Consider the following 24875-nt stretch of genomic DNA (forward strand, 5'->3'; position numbering starts at 1 on the left):
ATTAAGCTTTATGATGGGGTGAACTTCGCCTAATGTTTATTAGTGAAAGGCTTTTAATTCTTTCATAAAACTATCTTTTGGTTTTAATAGGATTTAGTTTGTGGGGATATGTTTTCAAATTATATATCCGCTGAGACGATTGTATCTCTCTCCCATAAAAATGCAGATATACATATCAACATAAATGTGGAGTTTGGTGATGAGGAAGGACAGAGTCCTATTGATGAGATAGCGAGAAAAGCTGAAGATTTAAATCTTGCAAAAAAGCAATATAATGGAAATATTTTGTTGAAACATGTATAATAAAGGAAAAATCGGATATGAAGAAATATAAATAAAAGATGAGTAGCTTAGTGGCTATATCATCATTAAATAAGAGGGAGGACTAAAAAATGAGTTTATACACAGAACGACATGGATTAAGAAAGCCTATTGAACGTACAAGTGAAATATCAATAGAAGTTTACACTTTGCTATTGAATATATGCGAAAAATACTATAAAAATCTAACGCATGAATTTACTCTTCAGCAGCATTGTTCTTTTGTGAATGAGGATTATATTGGATTTAACCGTAGTCAATTTGAAAATAGAATGGCAATAAAAATCCCTAATATTTTCAGAGATGAGCATGGTCGTATAGCTACCCCACAATACAATGATGATTATGACCAATATTCATTAATTGACCTTATAGAATATGTTGCTAAAAATATAAAGGATATCTCTGAAGGATGGAATAATAAACTTTATAAAAATTATTGGTATATTCATTGTTTGGATACAACAAATATTTTCTATGATTATCAAAATGAAGTAAACGAAATATTTCAAGAGTCTGGGTTACTGTTTACATTGACTAGTGAAAAAAATATTGAGCGTATTGTAGAAAACACTCCTCTTTCACCCAAAATAGAGACTCAAGTACAACAAATTTCTGAACTTGGTACAAGAGAATTGATAAAAGATGCAATTGCATTATATAAAACTCCAGATCCAGCAGCCCGTCAATATTCAGTCGAAAAAATATGGGATGCTTTGGAACGATTGAAAACTTATTATACTAATTTTGACAAAAAGGACTCTGCAACTAAAGTGGTAAGTAATATGAGTAACGGACAAGCTGAATTTATTATGATTTTTGATGCTGAATTTAAGGCATTAACGAACATTGGCAATAACTTTAGGATTCGTCATCATGAGACAAATAAAATTGATATTACAGATAATCGTCACTATGATTACTTTTTTAACCGCTGCTTGTCGTTAATTGCTTTAGCAATTCAATATTTACAATAAAAGAGGAGAACGTTAAGCCTGAGACTTCTATTGAAGAAAGAGTGAGGGAGTCTCCAGAGTGGTATGTGGGGTATTAATATTAGTATATTAATATATGACGGTGCCAGGCACTAACTTACTTAAGCCTGAGAGCTCAATTGAGCAAAATGTAAAGAATGGTAATTTGGCTTATTGTGGTAATAAATATTTAGTTGTAGCAATAAGTAATTTATCATCAATTCTTATAGAAATGTTAATTATAACATTTTGGTAGTATAAGCTGGGACAATGATTCTCATAAGGTAATTGTTTCATTAGATGAAAGCAAATGTTAAAATGATTCGATAAATAGGAAATTTATTGGGCAGTTTTTAATGACCTAATTACTTATATAATTTCCATAAAATACTTGCTTTTATAGCTGCAATAGTAATTCAACGAGGGAGGAATACTGATGAAAAAATTATTTATAATCGGAAATGGTTTTGATGTTGCTCATAAACTACCGACTAAATATTCAGATTTTCAAGATTATCTAATGGAAAATTACCCTGAGGCTTCGGACGAATGTTTAGTAGTTCCCGAATCGTTTATGATGCCAGACGGAGACGAAAGATACAATGACGATGAGGTTGTTGGATTTTTATTGAAGATTATTACTGAAACAGAAGCTACGGGTGAAGCATGGGGTGATTTGGAAAATACGTTGGGGCGACTGGATTTTGATGAGTGTTTTGACGATTGGAATGATGACGATGATGACAATAAATGGCACAAAGCAAACAGAAACGAGTATACTGCAGCTAATATAAGTGGTGCAGTCAAGATGATAAAAGAATACTTCTCGGATTGGATTGAAACAATCGACATATACGACACGGAGCTGAAAATAAAGTTTTATCATTTGATTGACAATAACATCGACTTGTTTTTAACATTTAACTATACTGAAACGCTCGAAGAGATATATGAAGCAAAAAATGTTTATCATATTCATGGCAAACAAGGCAGCAAGGTGGTTTTCGGTCATGGAAATAATATGGACAATTATGATGAATATATGAACAGGAATATTGGGTCTGAAAACCATCTCAGTGAATTACAGGCGGCTTTGAAAAAAGATACTCAAACTGTTATCAACCAAAACAAGTCTTTGTTCAAAGAGCTTGGTGAAGTTGATGAAATATATTCATATGGGTTTTCATTTTCAGATGTAGATATAGTATACATAAAAGAAATATGCAACGCATCTCCAACTGAAAATATCGTATGGTACATCCACGATTACAATAGTGCAAAATTTGATGTTTTAAAAGAAAAAATTATAGATTGCGGTTTTAAGGGGAAATTTGATATGTTTACAGTCTGACAGCAAAAGAAGTTAAATGAATATGGAGGTATTAGTGATGGTTGGTATGATTGGAGTATAGATAATAAGATGATTGGTGAAAATAAACTAATTGTTGTTGAAAATGAGAATCCTTCACATTACTATAGAAAAATATAAGTATTAACAAAATGAACATAATGTAAAATTGTAATGAACAAAGCCTTCAAATTAATAAATTGATATGCTCCCCTTGTAGTAGACAGTTAAAATAATAAAACTGTGGAGATGTCAATGTTTTGTTGACACAAAGTTAAGAGGATTTTATGAATTTTGTTCCTCAAATTTGGACGGAGAGAGGTATCCTAATGAGGAATGTATTCTTTTCGTATTATAGTATAATTCAATATATTTAAATATTTCTTTTTGAGCTTGTTCAGGAGTTGCAAAATGAGCATCTTGAATAAGCTCTCTTTTTATTGTTTTGTAAAAGGATTCCATGACTGCATTATCATAAGGATTTCCCTTTCTACTGTTGCTATGGGTAGCGCCGTATTTTGCAAGAGTAGTACGAAAGTTGCCACTCGTATATTGAGAGCCTTGATCCGTATGAACTATTAGCCCACAATTAGGCCGTTGTTTCCCATAAGCTTGAATAAATGCTTCAATCACAAGGGTATCTTTCATTCTACTTCCCATCCACCATCCAACTACCTTTCGAGAAAATATATCAATAAATACTGCAAGATAGAGGGTTCCTTTTCTAGTTGGTATATGTGTAATATCACCTACCCAAATTTTATTTTTGGTATCCGTAACGAACATTTGATTGTAAGCGATAGACAATCACATGTATATAAGATAATGGCAGCCAAATGGCTGCCTAAATTATTCTGATTGTTTGATTTTACATGCTTCCTGAATGTTTGAACTCCAAGGAAGTAAATTGTCTATTAATTTCTCATTCTTTTGAAACGGCTCTTTAGGTAGAGCTGTTAAGAGAATTTGTAAATATTTATATGGATTTAATCCATTGGATTTTGCTGTCTCAACCAGGCTATAAACTATGCTACTTGCTGTTGCTCCTTTTGGACTTCCTGCAAATAGCCAATTTTTCCTCCCTACAGTAAATGGCCTTATACTGTTTTCTGCAAGATTATTGGAGATATCACAGTTACCGTCTTCTAAATATGTCATTAATCCAGACTGCTGATTTTTTACATACTGTAATGCTTGACCAATCTTAGATTTGGGTAAGACTAAATTAATGTTTGAATCAACCCATGACCAAAAAACCTCTAAGATTGATTTTTCCAACTTAAGGCGTTGTTCTTTTCGATCTTCAGGTAATAGATTCTTTAATTCCTTTTCAATTTCAAAAAGTTTATTGCAATATGCTACTCCTTGTTTTGGTAAGGTAGCATCTGCACTTTTTATGTCTTTAGGTAAGGCATCTGTAAAGTATCTCCTAGAATGACTCCAACAAAGGCACCTAGTGATCCCTTTTACCTTTCCATAACCTTTATAGCCATCTGTGTGCAAAAAGCCAGTATATCCATCTAAGAAATCAGCTGCATTTGCACCTGCACGACCAGATTTGTATTCAAAGATTCTGATCTGCTTGTTGCTATGGCTACCAGTTGTATATACCCACATGTATGATTTAGTAGTATTTTTCTTACCATCTTCATTCATTACTTGAATAGGAGTTTCATCAGCATGAAGGTAATTGTCTTTAAGAAGCTCATCATAAAGCCTTGATACCACTTTACTTAACCATTCTTCTGATATCTTTACTATCCAATTTGATAGGGTGCTTCTTTTAATTTTCATACCAAGATTTTGCCAATCCTTTTCTTGATGGTATAGAGGAACATGATTTACATACTTTTGGTACATTGTCCATGCAACACTAGATGAGGATGCCATAGAATGCTGTAAAAGAGCTGGATCCATCTTTGCTTGTTTAAGATAATCTCTTTCTTCTTTACGGCAAGTTCTGCATTCCCAATTTTCTTCATAGATATGTATAACTTTCATTGTAGCAGGAACATATTCAATTTCACTACGCATGTATTTCTTACCTGCATAATGTAATGTGTCTCCATCAATTTTACAAATTTTATCTTCTTCTGATAAGGTATATACTCTATCTTCTTCTGGAAGATTAATTAGAGCTTTTTCTCTAGAATATCCCTTACGAGTTTTCTTCTTTGTAATTACAGCCTCAATTTCCTCTGGATTTGCTTCTACTTCTGCCTCATCAAACTGGCCATATTCTAATCCCTCAATAACAGTTTGACCCGTTAACGTTGCTGTCTTTTCACTTTTTGTACCAAAGAGCTTTTTTGTTAAATAGTCAATCTGCTCCCTTAGAATTTTGGAGTCAGTACTTAACTCTTCAATAGTTTTTCTAAGAGAGGATATAGTTAGATTTTGTTCTTTAATTATCTCTATTAAAACTGAGGCATCAGTTGTAGTTAAATCCATTAATTTCAGCTCTTTCCGTTAGTCTTATTCTAAAAATATTATACCATGATATTTAGATAAACACACGAAAAGAATTACCAAAACCATTGTTTTTTCAATAGTTTCATTAGATTACACTATTTTTTTATTCGACACCTCTTGGATGATTTTTTTCTGATCAATTGTTAGTCCTTCAATTAACCATCTGTATTGCTTCTCCGTAATTTCTCTTACATCCTCAGTAGTTTTTGGCCACTGAAAAACACCATTTTCAAGCCTTTTGTATAAAAGGAGAAATCCATCTCTTTCCCATAAGAGAGCTTTCATCCTGTCTCTCTTTCCTCCACAGAACAGGAACAATACATTGTCAAATGGATTTAGGTTAAAATTATTAGTTACTATTGTTGCAAGTCCGTCTATGGATTTTCTCATATCTGTTTTACCACAAGCAATATATATCCGTATATCATCAGGAAATTTAACTTTCATAGCTATTTACCAATTAAATTAAGCACAAGAGCTAATGTATTTGGATCTGCACCATTTAGAATTTCGATTTCATTACCATTTGAACGAAGGATAGCACAAGTTCCTTGCTGGTTGCTTCTAGATTTAATTTCAGTAATGCTTGGCTTTACTTCTACAAATTGAGTTTGACCTGTGACAGCTAATGTTCCAGCCTTAATTAAGGCCTCTTCCCTAATGACTCTCTGCCAGTAGTAGAATTTACCATGTGAAATATCATTTTCTTTGCACCATTCCCTTATGGACTGGCTACTGGTACTGTGTCTATTAATGATTTCCATCCATTGGGACTTAAGCATTTCATGCTTTTCATTTTTCATAGTTGTAATGTTATCAACCTCCCTACACTTTTAATGTTGACAAAATGATTTTGTTGACATTAAAAGTACTTTGTAGAGAGTATTATCCCATGTTACGTGATGTTTTTAAATCCATTAGATTATTGGCCGCTTACATTTGATTAAGTAGATTAGGCCTTTCTTCACCTCTATTTTTTTGATTATATTTTTTATAACTATATCTGGTTCCTTTAGGACATAGATTCATTTCACGCATTAATCTAGATATCCGCTTACGATTTACATGAATTCCACGTTGCTCTAGTACTTTTCCTATACGAATAGATCCGTATCTACCTTTATTTTCATCAAAAATCTATTTGATTACTTCCTTCAATGCTTCATTTTCTAGATCACGTTTGGATGGTTTATGATTTAAATATTTACAATATCCAGCTCTTGAAACTCCCAGTGTTCTGCAGGCCTTCTTGATGTTCAAGGAATCTTGATTATCTTTAATGTATTGAAATTTCACTTGTTCTTTCGCTTCAAGAAGGCCTGGTACTTTTTTAGCATATCCAATTCTTTTTTCAGTTCTGAATTTTCTTGGCGTAATTTTTTAATTTCATATTGATAAGAATATAGTGCAGTTCCATGTCCAGGGAATGTACTCTCTCCATATTCTTCATATTCATTTATCCAGCGGTATAAAGAATTGTAATGGATACTTAATTCTTTTGCAGCTTCTGTAACGGGCATATCATCCTCTAGTACTAACTTAACTGCTGAAATCTTAAATTGTTTGTCGTATGAACGTCTCATAAAGTAGTCATCCTCTCATATTTTCCTCTTATCTTTGTGTCTACTTTATTATACCACGTCCAGTTTTTTATTATTTACACTGTCTACTTGACAGGGGCATGTTCAAATATTTGAGGGTTTTGTTGCTTACAATTTTGATACAAATGGTATTATTAAAATGTATTAGTAACATCAAGTATCAAAGTGCAAGGAAATACTTATCTATAGATATAGCGAGTAAGATAGTGGCAGAAATAAAAAAATATGTGTAATAATCGGTAGAGTTTCAGAAATATAGACTTCCGCTAAGGGGATAATACCAACTTATGACATCATTATTATCCCCTCAAGGCACTTAGAGTGCGTGGTGGGAATACAGAAGATTATCTAATAGGAAAATATAGAGAGATGGCTAATTATCAAAGGAAACAACATGTTGTAATGAGGTTTATTCATGAGGAAAAATATATTGTTTTTAATGATATTGGAAAAGGCAGAAGAAAAAAGGAAGTATATGATGGGATTGAGGTTATTATAGCTATGAATTAATGTTAAAGTTAAAAAGAACTTGAGTGGGCATATAACGCATAAGCTGTACACATATTTTAATGGTGATTATATAAAAAAACCATATTTAAAAGATTTTAAATTAGAGAAACAACTTAATAATACAAAAATAGGAAAATATATTTATTACCTCATTCTGTACTTTTAGGATGGATAAATGCAAGAGTACACTCAAAAGGGACACTGTTAATTATAATTATTTGATGATTCAAAAAATGACTAGAGAGTGATACAATGATATTAATAAATTAATGACGTCTGGGTAATATAAGGCGAATTAAATGGAGGATATTATGGTAGGAAAGTATAAAATAATAACTTTGTGCAGGAGTACGAGGTTTAAAGATGAGTTCTTGAAAGTACAAAAACAATTAACTCTAGAAGGGAATATAGTTATTTCAGTAGGATTGTTTGGACATGCTGATGGTGAGTTTAAAAATGTCATCACTCCTGAAATTAAAGTAATGCTTGACGATATACATAAAAGAAAAATTGATATGTCTGATGAAATTTATGTGATTAACAAAAACGGATATATAGGCGAAAGTACAAAAGGTGAAATAGAATACGCTATAAAGACTAGAAAAAGAGTTAATTATTTAGAGTGCCATAATGCTTAGTCTGTTTCGCAATGTTTATAAACTGCGAACCTAAACATTATTTATGATTAACATCATAAGGTCTGATTTTAGCGTTTCTGAGTTTTACTCATTAAGAATTAAGACAAACTCACTCTTTTATAATAAATGAGAAAAATTTATAAGGAGAAGTACTTAAGTAAGTAATTTAAGGATGTAGTATAATAAATCTTTAAAAATATATGAAGAAAAGGTGATGAAAATGAGCAAGTAATAAAAAGTACCTAAATTATAATAGTGATAAATATAATACTATTTATTGAAAGGAAGATTTTATGAAAAAGGTAGCTGTGATGATTTATCCATATTTTTCTATGCAAGAAATTTCATGTTTAACAGATGCGTTAAAAGTGTTTTTCAATGTTGATATGGATGTATTTGCTTCTTCTAAAGAAATCATTAAGAGTGAAGATGGTTTTCAAGTTATTGCAAACAAAACATTTGATGAATTTAGTTTAGAAGAATATAATTGCTTAGTTTTACCTGGTATTTGGAATCCCATTCCCGCTTTATTTGATGAAAAAAACATTGAATTTTTAAAGTCTATAAAAGGGAAAGATATTTTAATTTCAAGTATATCTAGTTCACCGATGCTATTAGCTAAAGCAGGATTATTAGATGATGTTCATTTTACTAGTGGAGTTTTTGATGAGGTATGTCAACATCTTGATTTTATTCCTTATCAAAATATTATTCATCAACCGGTTGTAAGAGATAAAAACTTTATAACTGCAATAGGTTTTGCTTACAGAGATTTTGCAGTTGAGACAATAAAAGCTTTGGGAATTGATGAATGCGAAGGTGGATTATTTAATGGAGTAACCAGAGAATATACAGAAGAGGAGCTAACTTTTAAAATGGGTGAAGATCATTTCAAAGAATTTATGAATGAATATAATAATTATATGAAGAAATAAAAAATTATAGCCTGAGCTTGTCTTAATCTAAATTATTACAAACTTGGCCAAGTAGCTGTAACCATTTAAATTCAGCCACTTAAAGGGATCCTGTAAAAATAATGCTTTGATTTATAATGTTAAGCTTGTCATAATATTTATATAAGTATCATTATGACAAATTTCGTGAGACCATTTAATGTAACTAGTCAAATATAACTTATATGTTGTGCATCAAAAATCCAACAAGTTGCTTGCTGAATTTTTATAGTATTAAAATATTATAGAGATATTTTAGAAGGTAGAGGCAAGATTGATTCAGAACGAATTAAACTAAGTGTATTGAGGTAGTATGCAATCCATAATACCAGAAGACTAAATACTACTATAGATGATGAAATATAGATGGACTTCCCAAAATTAAAAATCAATTTTAAAGATAATCTTGATAGATAAAAATATCAAGATTATTTTTCTCTGTATTTTTATTTATCTTTCAAAAATGGTTGTCAAAATGCCTTTCTTATTGCCTACACAGTAGGGAGTAAATTTTATTCTAATAAATAATTCTAAATTTAGACTTCATAAATCACCCTCTAAATGTGGAAACATATAGAGGGTGATTTTTATTTTAAATATTTTTAAATTACACTTCAAAATAGAGGCTCAAATGTGGAAACAAGTAAGGAGGTGAATTTTAAATGATAAAAAGATTTAACACCATTGATGGTGAAACTTTGATGACCATGCCACTAAAACCAATAAACTTCATTATTGAAGACATGTTATCAGAAGGACTTCATATCTTAGCTGGCTCACCTAAGGTAGGAAAATCATGGCTTGCTCTTTGGTTATCTGTTGCAGTATCAAAAGGAGAAGATGTATGGGCAAACAAAGTTAAGCAAGGTGATACCTTGTATTTGTGTTTTGAAGATAGTCAAATCAGAATACAAGATAGACTCTTTGATATTACTGATGAAGCAACAAAGACTGTAAACTTTTGCACTGAAAATGCTTTACTTGGAGGAGAATTAGAAGATAGGATTGTAACGTTTATTACAGAGCATCCAGATACTGTTCTAATCATTATAGACACCCTTCAGATGATAAGAAATACAAGTAAAGATAATAACTATGCCAGTGATTATAGCGATTTAACTATACTAAAAAAATTGGCAGATAAATATGGGATTGCTATTCTACTAATCCATCACTTAAGAAAAGAAAATGACAAAGATCCATTTAACCGTATATCAGGTACAACAGGAATACAGGGAGCTGTAGACAGTAGTTTTATTTTAGTAGAAGAAACTAGAGGTAGTGGAGTTGCTACTTTATCTTGTGTTGGTAGAGATATTGATTATCGTGAGATTAAGTTAAAACGTGGTGAAGATAATATTTGGCAAGTAATATCTGATAGTTTTGAAAATCATGATTTATTGTTAGATGATATTGTTATTCTTCTTTCTGATTTTATGAAAGATAAAGATTATCATAAATCTACACCTACAGAACTAGCTGATGAATTATCTAAAAACAGGGACGATAATATTTCTTCAAAGACCCTTACAAAAAAGATACTACAAAATACTATGGAGCTTGAGAAACGTTGTATCTCTGTAGTTATTCGAAAGAGCAATGGAAAAAGATTGATTGAAATTGCTAGAAATAGGGACGATAGGGTCGATGAAATGAGTACCCCCTAAGTCCTCAAAATGATGACCCTCATGACCCTTATGATCCTGGAAAACTAATAACAAATGAACTAGTATGAATTTCAGCAATCGTCTGCCCCAGTGTCCCCTTGTGTGGCATTGAAACTGGAGAAGTGGAGTAGTAACACCTAATGGCTAATAAAATGACTTGTGGAGCAGATGTGCTTATAAAGTATAATTGGAACAATTGAAATAAAAAAGATTAAAAAACAAATTAATATTACATTATTCTACCAAAATGGAAGCTGGACTTCCCAATCTATTTTGGTGCAGGATAAAGGAAGGTGGTCAAAAGATTCCACCTTCCAGCCACATCCCCCGGCAGTGCCGTGGGTTGAAAGAATAAAGATAGGTGGTCAGAATTAGGGTTTTGTGTCAGCTTAGGTGGTCAGAAATGATAAAAACCACCATAAATAGGTATTTGTTGGTGTCACCTATATGTGGTCAAAGAAAGTTTAAGGGGGAATTATATAAAAGTTATAGATAAGATTGGAGGTTTTCAATGAAAAAGAAATTAAGATCACTGTGGAAGAAAATAAAAATAATTTTAAAAGATAATAAAGGTGAAGGAGATATAGAAACAGTTAAAAATATTCTCTTCACTCCAATAGGGTATAAATTTCTAAAGAATAATATAGAAAAATATAGTTTACAAATAGGGATGTTAAATCGACTATTAAAAGAAGAATTAATTTCAGAAAAAGAACATTCAACTATAAGAAATGGTATAAAGAAGAAATATGAAATAAAAGAGTAATAAAGAAATAAAAAATAGGAAAAAAATAAAATATGTTACAACAGGCTAACCTTCACTATTTTATTTTCTGCGTTTATTCTTTTAATTTCCTAGAATAAGTACAGAGATAGAAACTCTAAGACGCTGATAACTAGCTTGACTAAGAAGAATCTTCTATCTATAATCCTTGTAATCCATGGTAGGGATACAAGGATTATAGATTAAAAGAAAGGTTGGTGAGAAAATGAGTAAAGTGCAAATAATTCAAGCACAGAAAGAGAGAATTGATAGAAATACAGGCAAGGTAGTAAATAAATTGCGTGTAGCAGCTTATTGTAGAGTAAGTACAGATTCTGATGAACAAATGAACAGCTATCAATCCCAAGTAAATCATTACACAGAATTAATTAAGAAGAATAAGGAATGGGAATTTGTAGATATCTATGCTGATTCAGGAATATCAGGTACCCAATCAAATAATAGAGATGAGTTTCAAAGGATGATATCTGATGCCAATAATGGCTTAATAGACATAATAATTACTAAATCTATATCTAGATTCGCTAGGAATACTATGGACACATTAAAATATGTTAGAATGTTAAAAGATGAAAATGTATCAATAATCTTTGAAAAAGAAAATATAAATACCCTAACAATGAATGGGGAAATGCTATTAACTATACTGAGTTCCTTAGCACAACAGGAAAGTGAATCCCTTTCTGCCAATACTAAAATGGGTCTTAAAATGAAGATGAAAAGGGGAGAGTTAGTGGGACAAGCTTCTTGTTTAGGTTATGATTATGACAAGGAAGAGAAAAAGTTAATTATAAATGAAGAGGAGGCAAAAATAGTAAGATATATATTCAATAGATATACAAGTGGAATAGGATGCTTTGTACTAGAAAGAGAACTTACAGAAATGAGAGCAAAAACCAAGAAGGGCAATACAACCTGGTCAGATTCATCTGTCAGAGGAATTATTAAAAATGAAAAATATGTGGGAGATATCCTTATGGGAAAGACCTTTACTCTAGATCCAATAAGTAAAAGAAGATTAGATAACTTTGGTGAAGAAGAAAAGTATTATATTAAAAATAATCATGAACCCATTATATCAAGGGAACAATTCAATAAAGCAAAAGAAATATTAGAAAAGAGAAGTAGAAACCATAACCAAGGAAGAATGAAAAAACATAGCTTAAAATATGCCTTTTCTAGCATGATGAAATGTGCCTATTGTGAGGGAAATATTACCAGAAGAAGATGGCATAGTGGATCCAACAAACAAAAAGATGTCTGGTTCTGTACAACTGCAATAAGAAAAGGAAAGAAGTCTTGCCCTGAATGCAAGGCAGTAGAGGAAAAAATAATAGAAAATGCCTTTGTTAAAGCCTTCAATATTTTATGCACTGATAACAAAAGCATAGTAGAAGAATTCCTAGAAAATATAGAGAAAGAACTACAGTCAAAAGATAATAAAAAGCTACTAAATAGAATAGATGGGGATATAAGAAATATAGAGAATAAAATAAGTAAACTCCTAGATTTGCACTTAGAAGATAAAATAGATAAAGAAAACTATGAGGTAAAATATACCGAACTAAAGAAAGAACTCCAAGAACTAAAAATAGAAAAGGAAGAATTAGATATAGTAGAAGATGAAGAAAAAACTATTAAAGAAAGAATAGCATCCTTCAGGAAACTATTTGAAAGCAAAGAACCACTAATAGAATTTGATAGGGAAGTATTTAAAACTGTAGTGGAGGAAGTTATAATAGGTGGGTATAAAGAAGATGAAAGTATAGATCCTTATATGCTGACCTTCATATTTAATACAGGCTTAACTAGCAAAATTAATGGACATAAACAAATTTCTAAAAGTGAGCAAAATGCAGGTTTACAAAAATGCACCTATCAAGAGGACAACCCAAGTTGAATCCATAATCATGTTGCAAAAGAAAGAGTGAAAAAGTACCAATTATTATATACTATATTTTCTATATGTATAATTAATAATTATTACATATAAGGAAAGGGGGAGATTAATTTGTTTAATTCACCAATGTTTATGCCAACAGCAATTTGTATAGGAATAATTCCAGTTAGTATATTCTTGTTAATAACAACTGTATTAAATATGAATGAAAATAGAGAGGAAGGTTATATCTTAGTTAATAAAGTTAATTACTGGATTGAATGTTTTGAAGAGTTTACTTTATCAATATTTACTATAATATCAGGAGCGTACATATACTACTGTTTTGAAAGCAGTGATATTTTGCAAAATATTTTTTGGGTCCATATGCTACAATTATCATGTTGGTGATTATTGTAATATCTATATTAGTTATGAATATGATAAGTAATAACTTTAGCCTTACGATTAGTACAGAAGAAAAGACTAGCTTGAGATTGCTAGGGAGTATTTATGCAGTAATTAATTTGATTATTATTCGAATAATTGTATCTGATGCTGAATTAGATGCAATTACAATTTGTTATATCGGATTATTACTTGGAAGGTTTATATTTTTTGATACTTCTATTAGTTCCATAATAATAGAATTCAAAAATATTGGAAGAAAAGCCATACTATTAATTGTAATGGGAGCATATGTGTCGGTTTTACTATTTTGGTATAAGAAAAATGGAGTTGATATAGTTGGCAATAATATGATATTTCAGTTTGCTATAATATATTGTGCGATGATTTTTGGATTAAAAGCTGCTAAGGATATAAATACCAAAATATATCTATAATGAATATATAAGTTTATTGTAAAAAGCAAATTGTATTGTAAGTTAATTATAACTCATAAAGTGATAAATAAGATTGAGGGTACAATAAGAATATGCTTATTTATGTTCCCTACATATGTTATAATTACCTCCTAAAAAATCGAGAATAGATAAAAATACAATTGAGGTATAGCTGAAATTTGAGAAATATTGCTAAGATAGTAATTACATTTAACACTATACGATATAGTAACAAAATTGACGAAACTTATTTTATTGACTATTCAATATTCTGTTATTTTATTGAAAGGTATAGGCTAGGCGTGGAGTTGTAATATAAAATAACAAGATATATTTATAAACTATCTAATTATACTGATAGTTAAAGAAGATAATTTATGATAAGAAGTTTAAAGATTTAAATAGTCCTACATTGGTTGGTTTTATATTAAAGGCATGAGAAGAGTTATAGGAATTAACCTAGTAAACAGAATGAGTGTTGTATATGAAATTTATGAAAATAGAAATTAACTTTGCATATCTGAATAATTATTGAGATAAATATTTAATAACTGTAGAAAAGGATATAATTTAAAGTTATTATAATTTTGAATACCATACCATCAAGGGGGTAATATCAGCTCACGACATCTTTATTATTACTGTGGAGTGTGTTGTCCTGATAGAGAAGGAATAGGTTGGAATAGCAGGGTTGAGGGGGGGCAAGTAAATATGTAGGTGTGTTTTATGTTCCCTTAGATGATAAGTTTAGGGGAAATTTTGTTAGGGGTTTATTCAATATGCAAAAATGATACTATTTGGCAAAAAGAATATGATATAATAATATTAACTAGTTTGGGTTAATAATAGGGTTTAGGAGTGATGGTATGTATATAATTGAAGGAAGACAAGCATCCAGAATAGAACCTGTAACTTTTTCAGATCTAAATATGTTGGAAAATGATATTGAAGAAATTTTAAGAAATAGTATTGATATGCTTTGTGATGAAGAAGAATCTATGCTTATTATTGGTAGGCAGGTTCAGAATGAAAAAAATGGAAGAAGTGATCTCACTGCAGTCGATAATAATGGAAATATAGTACTTATTGAAATTAAAAGGGATAAAAAAGATATAACATATCGTAAAGAAGGATTTGAATTTCAAGCCATTAGATATGCTGCAAGCTATGCAACAATAGAAAATATTGATGAATTGGTAAAAAAGACTTATGCACCATATATTGAAAAATATAAAGTTGAATTTGAACCTGGAGAATTAACATCTTATGAACTAGGAATTAGAAAGCTTAACGAATTCCTTGTAGAAAATGGTGCGGTAAATAATTTTAATAAAAAACAAAGAATAATTCTAGTTGCATCTGATTTTGACGAACAGACACTTTCAGCTGTTTCATGGCTTAATAGTAATGATGTAGATATTAGCTGCTATCGGTTAATACCATATCAATTGAAAGAAGATATATGCTTGAAAGTTGAAAAATTACTTCCAGTTACAAACTATAATGATTACTATGTTAATTTAATGGATAAAAAAATATCCTCTTTTAATCAAGGTACGAAAAAAATTATAAGGCGGACATTACCTAAAATAAAAGATATGTTAGAGTGGGGCGTTATTAAGACAGGAGATATAATCACCGCAAAAGGTAAAGGGGATGAAGGAGAGCTTCTGGCCAATGGAAATGTACTAGTAAACGGAGAAGAAAAATCTATGCAAGTATGGCTTAAAGGCATCTTTGGTTGGGCAAGTATTCAAACTTATGTATTTGCTGTTCATAAAGACACGGGAAAGACATTATCACAAATTAGAGAGGAATATATGGCCGATAAAGAGTCAGGAGGTATTGAATTATAAAGAGCAATAACACAACAGATAATTATATGTACAAACTTTTGAAAATGGCGTTTTTACGATATTTTTTGGAGGTTATTGATATTTGATGAATTTTGGGTCCGTTTTAAGATAGATGATGATTGGACTGGACTCGATTAGGTAGATACGACAAATAGTCTATTTAGTCAGATTTAGTTTTTCATATTCTAGGGGAGATAAATAGCCAAGCGAACAGTGTCTTCGCTTCCTATTATAAAATAGTTCTATATATTCAAATATAGCTTTCTTGGCTTCTTCACGTGTAGCAAAAACTTTATTATTATCCATCATTGCTAACTCTAATGCATCTAGTACTAATTATTCTCTCATATTTTTATCCATAGACCAACCGACAATTTTACGAGTATATACATCCATATAAGCCATAAGGTATAGAAACCCTTCTTTAGTAGGAATATATGTAATGTCGCCAACCCAAGTTTTATTTCTCATATCTGCAGAGAAATTTTGCATAAGAATATTATTCTTTATTAGGTCTTGTTGAATCTTTTTATAACTGTCGTGCTTCTTCCTGGGGTGTTTTCCAGATAAACCGCACTCTCTCATTATCCTATACACTCTTTTATGGTTAACAATTATACCCCTAACATCTAGTTCTATTTTTACTCTTCTATATCCATAGCACATCTTAAATTGGTTATGTATATCTGTAATATATTCTTTTAAAGCCTCATTCTCAACTGATCTTTTACTCGGAGTTTGATTAATGTATTTGTAATAACCTGATCTTGAAACTTTGAGCAATTTACACATTGTTTGAACACAATACTCATTAGAGTGTTCTTTTATAAATCTAAACTTTACTTGCTTTGTACCTTGAGGAAGGCTGAGTACTTCTTTAGAATTTCACATTCCTTTTGCAAAGAATCCACTTTTTTATTAAGTTTTGTTATTTCAAATTCGTGATCTCTGCGAGCGTTACCTTCACCAGAGAAAGCTTCACTTCCGTGAGCTTCATATTCATTTACCCATCTATATACCATATCTCTAGATAAGTCTAGCTCATTAGCTATATGTGATATTTTCTTACCTTCCTCAATAACTTGTTTAACAACTTGAACTTTAAATTCTTTACTATACTTTTTTCTAGACATAAAGTACCCCTCCTAATAAAAGTATTGACTAAATCTACTAATCTATACGTCTACTAAAAGGGGTTCAGTCCAAATTTTTATTTTTTAAACCTGTCTACCATAAGGGGAGCATATCACGGTTAACTTATGATTGATAGACTTCGCCTTTTTTTCATATTAAAGTGAAAATGATAGTATTTTATATAATTAAAAAATTTGAAAATATGTACAAAAGTTAGCTGACAAGAATTTTATTACATATTATACTTTTATTAATCTTTCCAGATATGAGATTAATAGTTAACTAAATAAAAATGATAGATATCTCTATGTGGTGGGATAGTTGGAATGAATATTTTTGTAGTATGTGTAATGGTGTTTCTATTTGGAAGCATGTATACTTTTAGTTCTATCATAAATCCGAAGGGTTTTATGATAGAGATGGATTTTATATTTCCAGTTAACGAAAATGGTGAAACTTACGGAGAAAATATTTTTGAAGATGCTTTGCCAGATTTAATTGCTGCTATTGGTGATGACGGGACTGAAGGATACGTTAGGGAGGGAGACTTGAGAGGAGAAAATTTTAAAACACCGGAAGAAGCTTTGCAGCACATACCAAAAACCAAAATACTATTATATGAAAAAGATGGTAAGACTATCTTGGGGGAATTTACTTTAAATACTAGCCATTAATAAAATTAAATAAGGAGTAATAGTATGAAGAAAATATATAAGAATATTTTGAGTATTTTATTAGTTTGTATTTTAGTATCGGTAAGTAGTTTAACAGCATTTGCAGGTATAGCATCAGATTGGAAGGAATCATCTGTTAAAGGATATAATTACAAATATAGATCGGACATATGGACGATATATTATGTCTCAGGAAATACCATTGAAGGGGTGGGAATTGTGAAATCCACTGCTGGAAATGTACCTGCAGGTTATATGGGTGTACAAGCTAGGTTATATACTTCAAATGATACTTTAAAATATTCAAGTGCTTATGTTTATAATGAAATCGCCGTAATAAATGAATATGCATATACTTCAGCGACATCTTCATCAGGGTATTTTTATTCACAGAGCCAAGTAAAACTATATAATGGGGATGGTTATAACACTTATAATGCATATCAGTCACCAAATGCAGCAGTTCCAACTTCCTTAGATATATCTATGGATTCCTATGGAGTTACTAGAAACAATGAAACCTATGGTTCTGCTCTATTAGCAGAAAAAATTGGACAAGAACCAGATTTGATTTTAGCTGTTGGAACTGATGGAACTGAAGGCTATGTTAGAGCTTTAGATTTAGCAAGGACACCAAAAACGACAAAAGATGCCATTAATATTGGACTCATGAGTTCACAAGATCGAGATATTCCTTTGTATGATTTAGAAGGTAATGTAATAGGACAATTCATGTTAAATGCTGTAGAAAAAGAAAAGGTGGCTGAATTAGAGTTAAAAATGAAGTAAATTCTAAAACTGATTCCCTTGATGTTCGTGAAAAAGTGTACACATAAACAAAATATTCTGTCGGATTATTACTCATGATAAAAACTTTAAAAAGGAGTGGTATTATGTTTAAAATCAAAAAAATATTACCAGTTTTTTTAGCAATTCTAATGTTAATCCCAAGTGTTAATGTATTAGCACAAGAACATAACATGACTGAAAAAGATTTAAAACTAGAAGAATTAATATCATCAATAGATATTGACAGAGAATTAAATAATGCAATTAATGGAGTTATCGATAATGAAGTTCCTAAAGAAATAATAGACCAAATAAAAATTGAAGGAGATTTTATTTCTGAAGAATCTTTAATAAGAAATTTTTCTACATTACCTTCAGAAACCCCAGAAATAGAAACAGGTTATACAGTAAAAAAACTTGGAGAAATTGATGGTGAACCAGTATATTCAATGACAGCATATGCTAAAACTAAAACAATAGACGATGAAGCAACAAAATTGGGAGTTACTGCACTTGTTGGACTGGTTTGGATAGATAATTTTGGACCAGAAAATGAACTAGAAAGTGTCTTTTATGGATGGAAAACAACCGGGAATTCCACAGTATCAAATAGGGAGCTTAGAATTCTCATAGATGAGACAAATAAAGATGGAATAATTTATCCAAGAAGTAATGACTATAAACATTTTAGTTATTATAGAAAAGGATTTAGATTTAGTGCAAGTACAACTGCAGATGTTTCTGATGGTAGAAATAAAGGATTTATAAATGTTAAGGCAGAAACAAGATTATGGAATTAGGTTTAAAATATAATTATTAGAAGGGGTGAATTTTATGAAAGCTAAAGATATTCTAAAAATATTTATCTCAATATTATCATTTTTTATAATTGGGATTATAATACTTCTAATAATTGCTAATACAATAAACCTATATAATTATTTCAATATTTTTATAGTAGATTTCTGTAAAATAATCCTAAGTATTTTAATAGCATTTATTATATTTAGAATAAAATATAGTAAAGAATCAAAAAAACAAAATTATAAGGACTATAAAAAACAATTAAGATTAAAAATTTTATTCACTATTTTTCTATCAGTAATATTCATATATAATGCAGAAAATCCAATAAGATTATACTCATTAATGGATTATAAAGAGTTTTATCTCAACTGCATTTCAGTAATACGAGGCTCATTTACCTTAGTATTTATCCTTTCAATGATTACAACATATTTGATACTTGAATATAGATACATAAAAAGGAGTTGTTTCAAAATAAATAGTCCTTAATAAAAGAAAAAGAGTTCAGAGAGCGGTTGCTCTTTGAACTCTTTTTTAGTATGCTTTATCTGCTATGAAAAACCATACTAAAGTTAATCATAAAGCAAAAATCAAAAAAATGCAACTAACTTTTAGTTTTGATTTGACTAATAATTTTGATATAGATGATGAGGTTTTCCTGGTGCACAATATTATTGAGGAGATGAATTTAAAGTTTTTAGATAGTGCCTACTCTAATAAAGGTAGAAAGCCAGTTGTAGAATCAAAGACCATGTTGAAAATTTTAGTTTTTGCATACATAAATAGAAAATATTCAGCTAGAGATATTGAAGATGCCTGTAAATATGATCTTCGATTCAGATGGCTTTTAGATAATGGAAAATCCCCTGATCATGTAATCATCAATAGATTTAGGAATAAGATATATCCCTTCATGGATGAAATATTGCATCAACTAGTAAATTTGCTAGTAGAACAAGGAGAAATGGATTTAAAAAGTATATACATAGACGGAACGAAAATTGGAGCAAATGCTAATAGATACACATTCGTGTGGAAAAAATCTATACTTAAATATCAAGAGAAATTAATACAGAAAATACTAGAATACTTCAGAATTAATGAAAATTTATCTAGTGAAGATTGTAAAAAGCTTGTTCTGCTTTTATGAGATTAAAAGATGATCATATGAAAAATGGTCAGTTAAAACCTGCTTACAATATTCAATGTGCAACGAATGGCGGATATATTGTAGACATAGAGGGATTTAGTAATCCTGCAGATGTGAGAACCTTAACTCCTTTTATGGATAAACTTCTAAAAAAATATGATACAAGAATAAATAGAGTTGTAGCAGACTCAGGATATGAAAGTGAGGAAAATTATCTTTACCTAAGGAAAAAGAAAATAAAACCTTTCATAAAACCCTTAAATTATGAAGTGAAAAAGATAAGAAAATATAAGAATGAGATATCAAGAAAAGAAAATATGACTTACTGTAAAGCAGAAGATTACTATCTTTGTCATAATAATAAAAAGCTTAAGTTTGAAAAGATGATATATAGAAAAAATAAATATGGATTTAAAAGTGAGTCTAAGGTTTAACTATGCAATGACTGTCTAAATTGTACATATTCTAGAGATTGCATCGATATGAAAAACAAAACTGGATTGAAACGCATATATATTTCTGAAGGATTTGAAGAATTAAGAAAAGAATCAGAAAAAAATATAATGACAAAAGAAGGAATTACAGAAAGACTTAATCGTTCAATTCAGGCAGAAGGAGTATTTTCATATATAAAATCAGGAATGCAATATTTAAGATTTAAACATAGGGGTATGGAAAAAGTTGTTTCAGAAATAAAGTTACTAAGTATTGCAATAAATATAAGAAAACTAAGTAGTAAAATAAAGGCAGACAAATTAGGTTTTATCCGATATAAAGAAGTGATTTAGAAATAGAAAACACCATAAATAAAATGAGGTTTAGAAAAATCTAAGCTTTATTTCCTGTACCCTAAATTAACTTAGAGAGAGTATATTTAATATTTATAGGGACTCATATAACTTAGTTGTCAACTTTGATATAGAAAAAGAGGTGTTTCATAACTGATTTATCAGTTATGAAACAGCCCCTTTTTATTTTTACTAACTTTTTTTAGTACATAATTTTTTACTCTAATATTCCATTGATACCTTAAAACAATATTAGTTAAATCTTCTCTTAATTCTTCATTGTCAGTATTTGTCAAATCTTCATCTTCAGCATCATCAAGATTTAATTTTTTATGAATCTCTTTAAACTTAAATCCAAAACTAGTTAATCTTTTCCTATGAAGTGCATTATCTAAAGTTTTAACTACTTCATCAGTTAAATTTTCTTTAATATTTCCTTTTTCATCTCTACTTATAACAAAGATAAAAATACATATCACCCTCATTTTTATTTGATTTTGCCAGTAAATAATAATTATTTTACTAATTTAAGAGTTTATTTATCACAAAATAAATAACTAAGATCACCATACTTGAAGTTAAAGCCATTGGAAATGCTATTTTTGCCTTGCCTCTAAAGTCTGTATGTTCAACTATTTTGAATATAACTGACTTTTTGTATAACTGAGATTCTCTTTCCAATATATTTTGAATTTGTATATTTATTAAAACTAAAGAATTTAGACAAAAGTTAGCTGACTATAAAATATAAAAGAGATATGATTAATAGGATTGAGGTAAAGAATTTATATATAAAAGAATCCAAATTATATTGGGTAATAAAGATAGTGGTAACTATAAATAATTTTAACTTATAAATGAAAGAAGGTAAAAATATTGAATGAAAATAATAGAATACAATTCAGTGGGTATATAACGAGTTATTTGGATAATTATTTTAAAGATAGAAATATGAATAAACAAGATTTTAATGTAGAGTTTTATGATTACTTGATAAATCAAATCCTTTCTAATTCCATAAAAACAATAATAACGCTATTTTTTGCTTTTAAGAAAGAAAACCTATTAGAAGGAAATTCTTCGGAAGAAAGATATGATTATTTCGATAACTATTCAGCTACAAAAGAGTTTCATGATTTAGTAAACAAAATCTATCTATTACTTAAATTGAAACTAGATAGGATTCTTAATAATCATATAGTAAATTATAATGATCTAAAAATGAGAGTTGTAAGTGATAAGGAAGAAATCTATAAAAAGTTTGGATTAAACTTAGAAGATACAGCAAATTGTCATATAAGATATGGGTTATCAGATCATCATAGAGGACTAAAATCTATTTGTATAATTGAAAATAGTAATAGAAAAATCGTTTATAAACCTCGCTCAGGTAAGATAGATGAATACTGGAGAATTTTCATGAACTGGTTTAATTCTAAAAGTCCTTCTTTAAAGCTAAATACAATTAAAATTCTAGACAAAGGAGAATATCAGTGGCAAGAGTATGTAGATAGCAAGTCTTGTAATTCACAATCAGAAATTAAGAGACTTTATTATAGAATAGGAATTTTAGCAGCAATATCTTATGTTTTAAAAATGGGAGATTTGCATATGGAAAATATGATAGTAAATGGCGAGTTTCCTTACATAGTCGATATGGAAACAATTTTCCAAGTAGATGGATTTCAGAATGGTAATTTGGAAGTAAAAAGTGCAACTGATATCTTGAATAAAAAAGTAAGACAATCTATTCTAAGTACACAACTTTTTCCAGTTCCCGGAAGATTTCAGGATTCTAATATAGACATTTCAGCTATAACGGGAAAAGGTGGACAGTTGATTAAAAATGGTAAGATAAAAATTAGTAATCAATTTACTGATGAGATAAAGGTAATTAAAGAAGATGGTATGACAGAAGATAAGAATAATATTGGACATATAGAAAATAATCTTATTAATCCTAAAGATTATATTAAAGAAATAGTAGAAGGATTTAGAGAAGGATATATCTTACTTGAAAATAATAAAGAAGAACTTTTAAAATTAATGAATTCTGGTGAGTTATTTTATGACGTTTGTCCAAGATATCTTTTTAGGAATACAAATGTATATGCTACAATCCTTGAAATGGGTAAAAACCCTAAATATTTAAAGAATAGATCAGAATTGGATAGATTATATCACCTTCTTTCTAAAACAGATAGTAATCACAAGTTTAAAAAGGTATATCAATCGGAATTAGATGATTTATTTAATGATGATATTCCATATTTTTATGGAAATATCGATAATATAACTATATTTAATTCCAATGGGGATAGTTGCTTTGTACTGGATAGAACCCCATTAATAGAAGTAAATGAAAGGATTAAATACCTAAATAAGAAAGATATGAGTATACAAGTAGATTTTATATTAAAATCAATGGCAAGGCAAAAAAAGACCTGGAATGTAATAGGAGAAAGGACAGATTATAATTTTAAAAATACAGATGATGATAATTCATTAATGGAAGCCGCTAAAGAGATAGGAGATATGTTGATTAATAAAGCCATAATTCATGAAAAAACAGGAACCATCAGTTGGTTAGATTTACAGAATACATATCCAACTTGGACCATTAGAGCCCAAGATGTTTCTTTATATAATGGGTTAGCAGGTAATGCTATATTTTTCTTCAGTCTTTATTTAGCGACCAATAATATAAAGTATCATGATATACTGCAAAAAATATTAAATACCATAAATATAGACAGGGATAGAATATACAATAATCATATATCAGCTTTTAATGGATCAATTTCATTAGCTTATTTATATGCTTTCTTATATAATCAAACAAAGGATAGAGGTATGCTTAAGCAAAGTCGTGATATTATAAGCCAATATAAGGATATGATTTTAGATAATACTTCATATGACATAATTGATGGGCTGTCAGGCGTTCTTATAGTAATTCTAAATATATATCAGCTAAGTAAAGATAAAGAATTGGAAGAGCTATCTATAGGAATTGGACAAGATATAATAAAAAATATCCAAATACAAAAAGACGCGGCTTGTTGGAAAAAGGGCGGTGATAATGAACTTATGATAGCAGGATTCTCCCACGGATTATCAGGTGTAATTTATGCACTCAGTAGGTTATATAAGCTGACTGACTATAAAGAAGACATATCAATTATTGATAATCTAATACAGATAGAAAACAATTATTACAATGATGATATTGAGAATTGGATAGACTTGAGAAGGGAAGATAAATCAAATCTAGATGAGACACCTATACATTGGTGTCATGGAGCAGTTGGTATAGGGTTATCGAGATTAAGATGTAAAGAGATAATAGATACCTCAAGTGATATAGGTAAGGCTCTAGAAGTTGTTAGGAAAAAAGGTTTATATCGTGACAGTGACTGTTTGTGTCATGGAAATTTAGGAAATATTGAATTATTATTAGAAGCATATAAAGAAAATGGCAATTCAAACTTATATAATGAAGCTATTAACAGAGCAAAAGAGATAATAAGAGAAAGTAAATGCAGAAAAGAAGGATATAAAAATGGTATAGGGCAAGAGTTTGATAGTCCAGGGCTTATGTTAGGCCTATCTGGAATTGGATATGAAATGCTAAGACTTTTAAACCCAACTAAATATCCTTCTATACTGCTACTGGAGGTTTAAA

General features: G+C 29.8%; 29 protein-coding genes and 1 pseudogene. 20 read left to right on the plus strand and 10 right to left on the minus strand.

Going from position 1 to position 24875, the window contains the following annotated elements:
* Positions 1 to 108 precede the first annotated feature (108 nt).
* From RBU61_RS05010 to RBU61_RS05020, 3 genes are all read left to right on the plus strand, one after another.
* The gene (locus RBU61_RS05010) at positions 109 to 303 is read left to right on the plus strand and encodes a hypothetical protein (protein ID WP_308878492.1); all 195 of its coding nucleotides are present in this window, start codon (positions 109 to 111) and stop codon (positions 301 to 303) included.
* Between the two features lie 89 nt (positions 304 to 392).
* Entirely contained in the window at positions 393 to 1298 is a 906-nt protein-coding gene (locus RBU61_RS05015; RefSeq protein ID WP_308878494.1) for an AbiJ-NTD4 domain-containing protein, read from the plus strand.
* 433 nt (positions 1299 to 1731) lie between these two features.
* Entirely contained in the window at positions 1732 to 2646 is a 915-nt protein-coding gene (locus RBU61_RS05020) for a bacteriophage abortive infection AbiH family protein (RefSeq protein ID WP_308878495.1), read from the plus strand.
* Positions 2647 to 2928: 282 nt separating this feature from the next.
* On the opposite strand, the pseudogene RBU61_RS05025 reads toward RBU61_RS05020, so the two are convergent.
* From RBU61_RS05025 to RBU61_RS05045, 6 genes and pseudogenes are all read right to left on the minus strand, one after another.
* Positions 2929 to 3435: pseudogene (locus RBU61_RS05025) on the minus strand (IS3 family transposase); the annotation flags it as partial.
* 57 nt (positions 3436 to 3492) lie between these two features.
* A complete protein-coding gene (locus RBU61_RS05030; protein ID WP_308878497.1) occupies positions 3493 to 5094 on the minus strand; it encodes an IS66 family transposase in 1602 nt (533 codons plus the stop codon).
* 111 nt (positions 5095 to 5205) lie between these two features.
* Positions 5206 to 5562: an IS66 family insertion sequence element accessory protein TnpB gene (tnpB, locus tag RBU61_RS05035; protein ID WP_308878498.1), complete on the minus strand. Its 357-nt coding sequence runs from the start codon at positions 5560 to 5562 to the stop codon at positions 5206 to 5208.
* 2 nt (positions 5563 to 5564) lie between these two features.
* On the minus strand, positions 5565 to 5918 hold the full coding sequence (locus tag RBU61_RS05040) for a hypothetical protein (RefSeq protein ID WP_308878499.1): 354 nt from the start codon (positions 5916 to 5918) through the stop codon (positions 5565 to 5567).
* A gap of 130 nt (positions 5919 to 6048) precedes the next feature.
* On the minus strand, positions 6049 to 6252 hold the full coding sequence (locus RBU61_RS19495; protein ID WP_374212512.1) for an IS3 family transposase: 204 nt from the start codon (positions 6250 to 6252) through the stop codon (positions 6049 to 6051).
* Between the two features lie 155 nt (positions 6253 to 6407).
* Positions 6408 to 6698, minus strand: a complete 291-nt coding sequence (locus RBU61_RS05045; protein ID WP_308878500.1) for a transposase — start codon at positions 6696 to 6698, stop codon at positions 6408 to 6410.
* Positions 6699 to 7085: 387 nt separating this feature from the next.
* On the opposite strand from RBU61_RS05045, the gene RBU61_RS05050 reads away from it, so the two are divergent.
* The 9 genes from RBU61_RS05050 to RBU61_RS05090 all read left to right on the plus strand — a co-directional run bounded on the left by RBU61_RS05050 (position 7086) and on the right by RBU61_RS05090 (position 15848).
* Positions 7086 to 7226 carry a hypothetical protein gene (locus tag RBU61_RS05050; protein WP_308878501.1) on the plus strand — a complete coding sequence of 47 codons (141 nt, stop codon included), beginning with the start codon at positions 7086 to 7088 and terminating at the stop codon, positions 7224 to 7226.
* A 311-nt stretch (positions 7227 to 7537) separates the two neighbouring features.
* Entirely contained in the window at positions 7538 to 7864 is a 327-nt protein-coding gene (locus tag RBU61_RS05055) for a hypothetical protein (protein WP_308878502.1), read from the plus strand.
* A 293-nt stretch (positions 7865 to 8157) separates the two neighbouring features.
* Entirely contained in the window at positions 8158 to 8799 is a 642-nt protein-coding gene (locus RBU61_RS05060) for a DJ-1/PfpI family protein (RefSeq protein ID WP_308878503.1), read from the plus strand.
* Between the two features lie 680 nt (positions 8800 to 9479).
* Positions 9480 to 10484 (plus strand): AAA family ATPase, encoded by a 1005-nt coding sequence (locus RBU61_RS05065; RefSeq protein WP_308878504.1) that lies wholly within the window; start codon positions 9480 to 9482, stop codon positions 10482 to 10484.
* Positions 10485 to 10995: 511 nt separating this feature from the next.
* The gene (locus RBU61_RS05070; protein ID WP_308878506.1) at positions 10996 to 11250 is read left to right on the plus strand and encodes a hypothetical protein; all 255 of its coding nucleotides are present in this window, start codon (positions 10996 to 10998) and stop codon (positions 11248 to 11250) included.
* Positions 11251 to 11473: 223 nt separating this feature from the next.
* Positions 11474 to 13168 (plus strand): recombinase family protein, encoded by a 1695-nt coding sequence (locus RBU61_RS05075; RefSeq protein WP_308878507.1) that lies wholly within the window; start codon positions 11474 to 11476, stop codon positions 13166 to 13168.
* Between the two features lie 111 nt (positions 13169 to 13279).
* The gene (locus RBU61_RS05080; protein WP_308878508.1) at positions 13280 to 13558 is read left to right on the plus strand and encodes a hypothetical protein; all 279 of its coding nucleotides are present in this window, start codon (positions 13280 to 13282) and stop codon (positions 13556 to 13558) included.
* Between the two features lie 29 nt (positions 13559 to 13587).
* Positions 13588 to 13992 carry a hypothetical protein gene (locus RBU61_RS05085; RefSeq protein ID WP_308878509.1) on the plus strand — a complete coding sequence of 135 codons (405 nt, stop codon included), beginning with the start codon at positions 13588 to 13590 and terminating at the stop codon, positions 13990 to 13992.
* A gap of 866 nt (positions 13993 to 14858) precedes the next feature.
* Positions 14859 to 15848, plus strand: coding sequence for a hypothetical protein (locus tag RBU61_RS05090; protein WP_308878510.1), 990 nt, complete (start codon positions 14859 to 14861; stop codon positions 15846 to 15848).
* Positions 15849 to 16004: 156 nt separating this feature from the next.
* On the opposite strand, the gene RBU61_RS05095 is transcribed toward RBU61_RS05090, so the two are convergent.
* Genes RBU61_RS05095 through RBU61_RS05105 form a run of 3 tightly spaced genes read right to left on the minus strand, consistent with a single transcriptional unit; the run spans position 16005 to position 16981 of the window.
* Entirely contained in the window at positions 16005 to 16157 is a 153-nt protein-coding gene (locus RBU61_RS05095; RefSeq protein ID WP_308878511.1) for an IS3 family transposase, read from the minus strand.
* A 27-nt stretch (positions 16158 to 16184) separates the two neighbouring features.
* On the minus strand, positions 16185 to 16640 hold the full coding sequence (locus tag RBU61_RS05100) for an IS3 family transposase (RefSeq protein WP_308878512.1): 456 nt from the start codon (positions 16638 to 16640) through the stop codon (positions 16185 to 16187).
* A gap of 47 nt (positions 16641 to 16687) precedes the next feature.
* On the minus strand, positions 16688 to 16981 hold the full coding sequence (locus RBU61_RS05105) for a transposase (protein ID WP_308878514.1): 294 nt from the start codon (positions 16979 to 16981) through the stop codon (positions 16688 to 16690).
* 327 nt (positions 16982 to 17308) lie between these two features.
* Between RBU61_RS05105 and RBU61_RS05110 the strand changes: the two genes are divergently transcribed.
* The 7 genes from RBU61_RS05110 to RBU61_RS05140 all read left to right on the plus strand — a co-directional run bounded on the left by RBU61_RS05110 (position 17309) and on the right by RBU61_RS05140 (position 21190).
* Entirely contained in the window at positions 17309 to 17656 is a 348-nt protein-coding gene (locus RBU61_RS05110) for a hypothetical protein (protein WP_308878515.1), read from the plus strand.
* A 24-nt stretch (positions 17657 to 17680) separates the two neighbouring features.
* Positions 17681 to 18445 (plus strand): hypothetical protein, encoded by a 765-nt coding sequence (locus RBU61_RS05115; protein WP_308878516.1) that lies wholly within the window; start codon positions 17681 to 17683, stop codon positions 18443 to 18445.
* A 104-nt stretch (positions 18446 to 18549) separates the two neighbouring features.
* The gene (locus tag RBU61_RS05120) at positions 18550 to 19245 is read left to right on the plus strand and encodes a hypothetical protein (RefSeq protein WP_308878517.1); all 696 of its coding nucleotides are present in this window, start codon (positions 18550 to 18552) and stop codon (positions 19243 to 19245) included.
* Positions 19246 to 19279: 34 nt separating this feature from the next.
* Entirely contained in the window at positions 19280 to 19741 is a 462-nt protein-coding gene (locus tag RBU61_RS05125; RefSeq protein ID WP_308878518.1) for a hypothetical protein, read from the plus strand.
* 172 nt (positions 19742 to 19913) lie between these two features.
* Positions 19914 to 20402, plus strand: a complete 489-nt coding sequence (locus RBU61_RS05130; protein WP_308878519.1) for a transposase — start codon at positions 19914 to 19916, stop codon at positions 20400 to 20402.
* Between the two features lie 17 nt (positions 20403 to 20419).
* Positions 20420 to 20836, plus strand: coding sequence for a transposase (locus RBU61_RS05135; protein ID WP_308878520.1), 417 nt, complete (start codon positions 20420 to 20422; stop codon positions 20834 to 20836).
* 48 nt (positions 20837 to 20884) lie between these two features.
* Positions 20885 to 21190 (plus strand): transposase, encoded by a 306-nt coding sequence (locus tag RBU61_RS05140; protein ID WP_374212485.1) that lies wholly within the window; start codon positions 20885 to 20887, stop codon positions 21188 to 21190.
* 161 nt (positions 21191 to 21351) lie between these two features.
* On the opposite strand, the gene RBU61_RS05145 is transcribed toward RBU61_RS05140, so the two are convergent.
* Positions 21352 to 21675 (minus strand): protein rep, encoded by a 324-nt coding sequence (locus RBU61_RS05145; RefSeq protein ID WP_308878521.1) that lies wholly within the window; start codon positions 21673 to 21675, stop codon positions 21352 to 21354.
* A 391-nt stretch (positions 21676 to 22066) separates the two neighbouring features.
* Between RBU61_RS05145 and lanM the strand changes: the two genes are divergently transcribed.
* Positions 22067 to 24874 carry a type 2 lanthipeptide synthetase LanM gene (gene lanM, locus RBU61_RS05150; protein ID WP_308878522.1) on the plus strand — a complete coding sequence of 936 codons (2808 nt, stop codon included), beginning with the start codon at positions 22067 to 22069 and terminating at the stop codon, positions 24872 to 24874.
* Position 24875: the final 1 nt, after the last annotated feature.

The organism is Tissierella sp. MB52-C2 (assembly GCF_030931715.1).
Lineage (GTDB): Bacteria > Bacillota > Clostridia > Tissierellales > Tissierellaceae > Tissierella.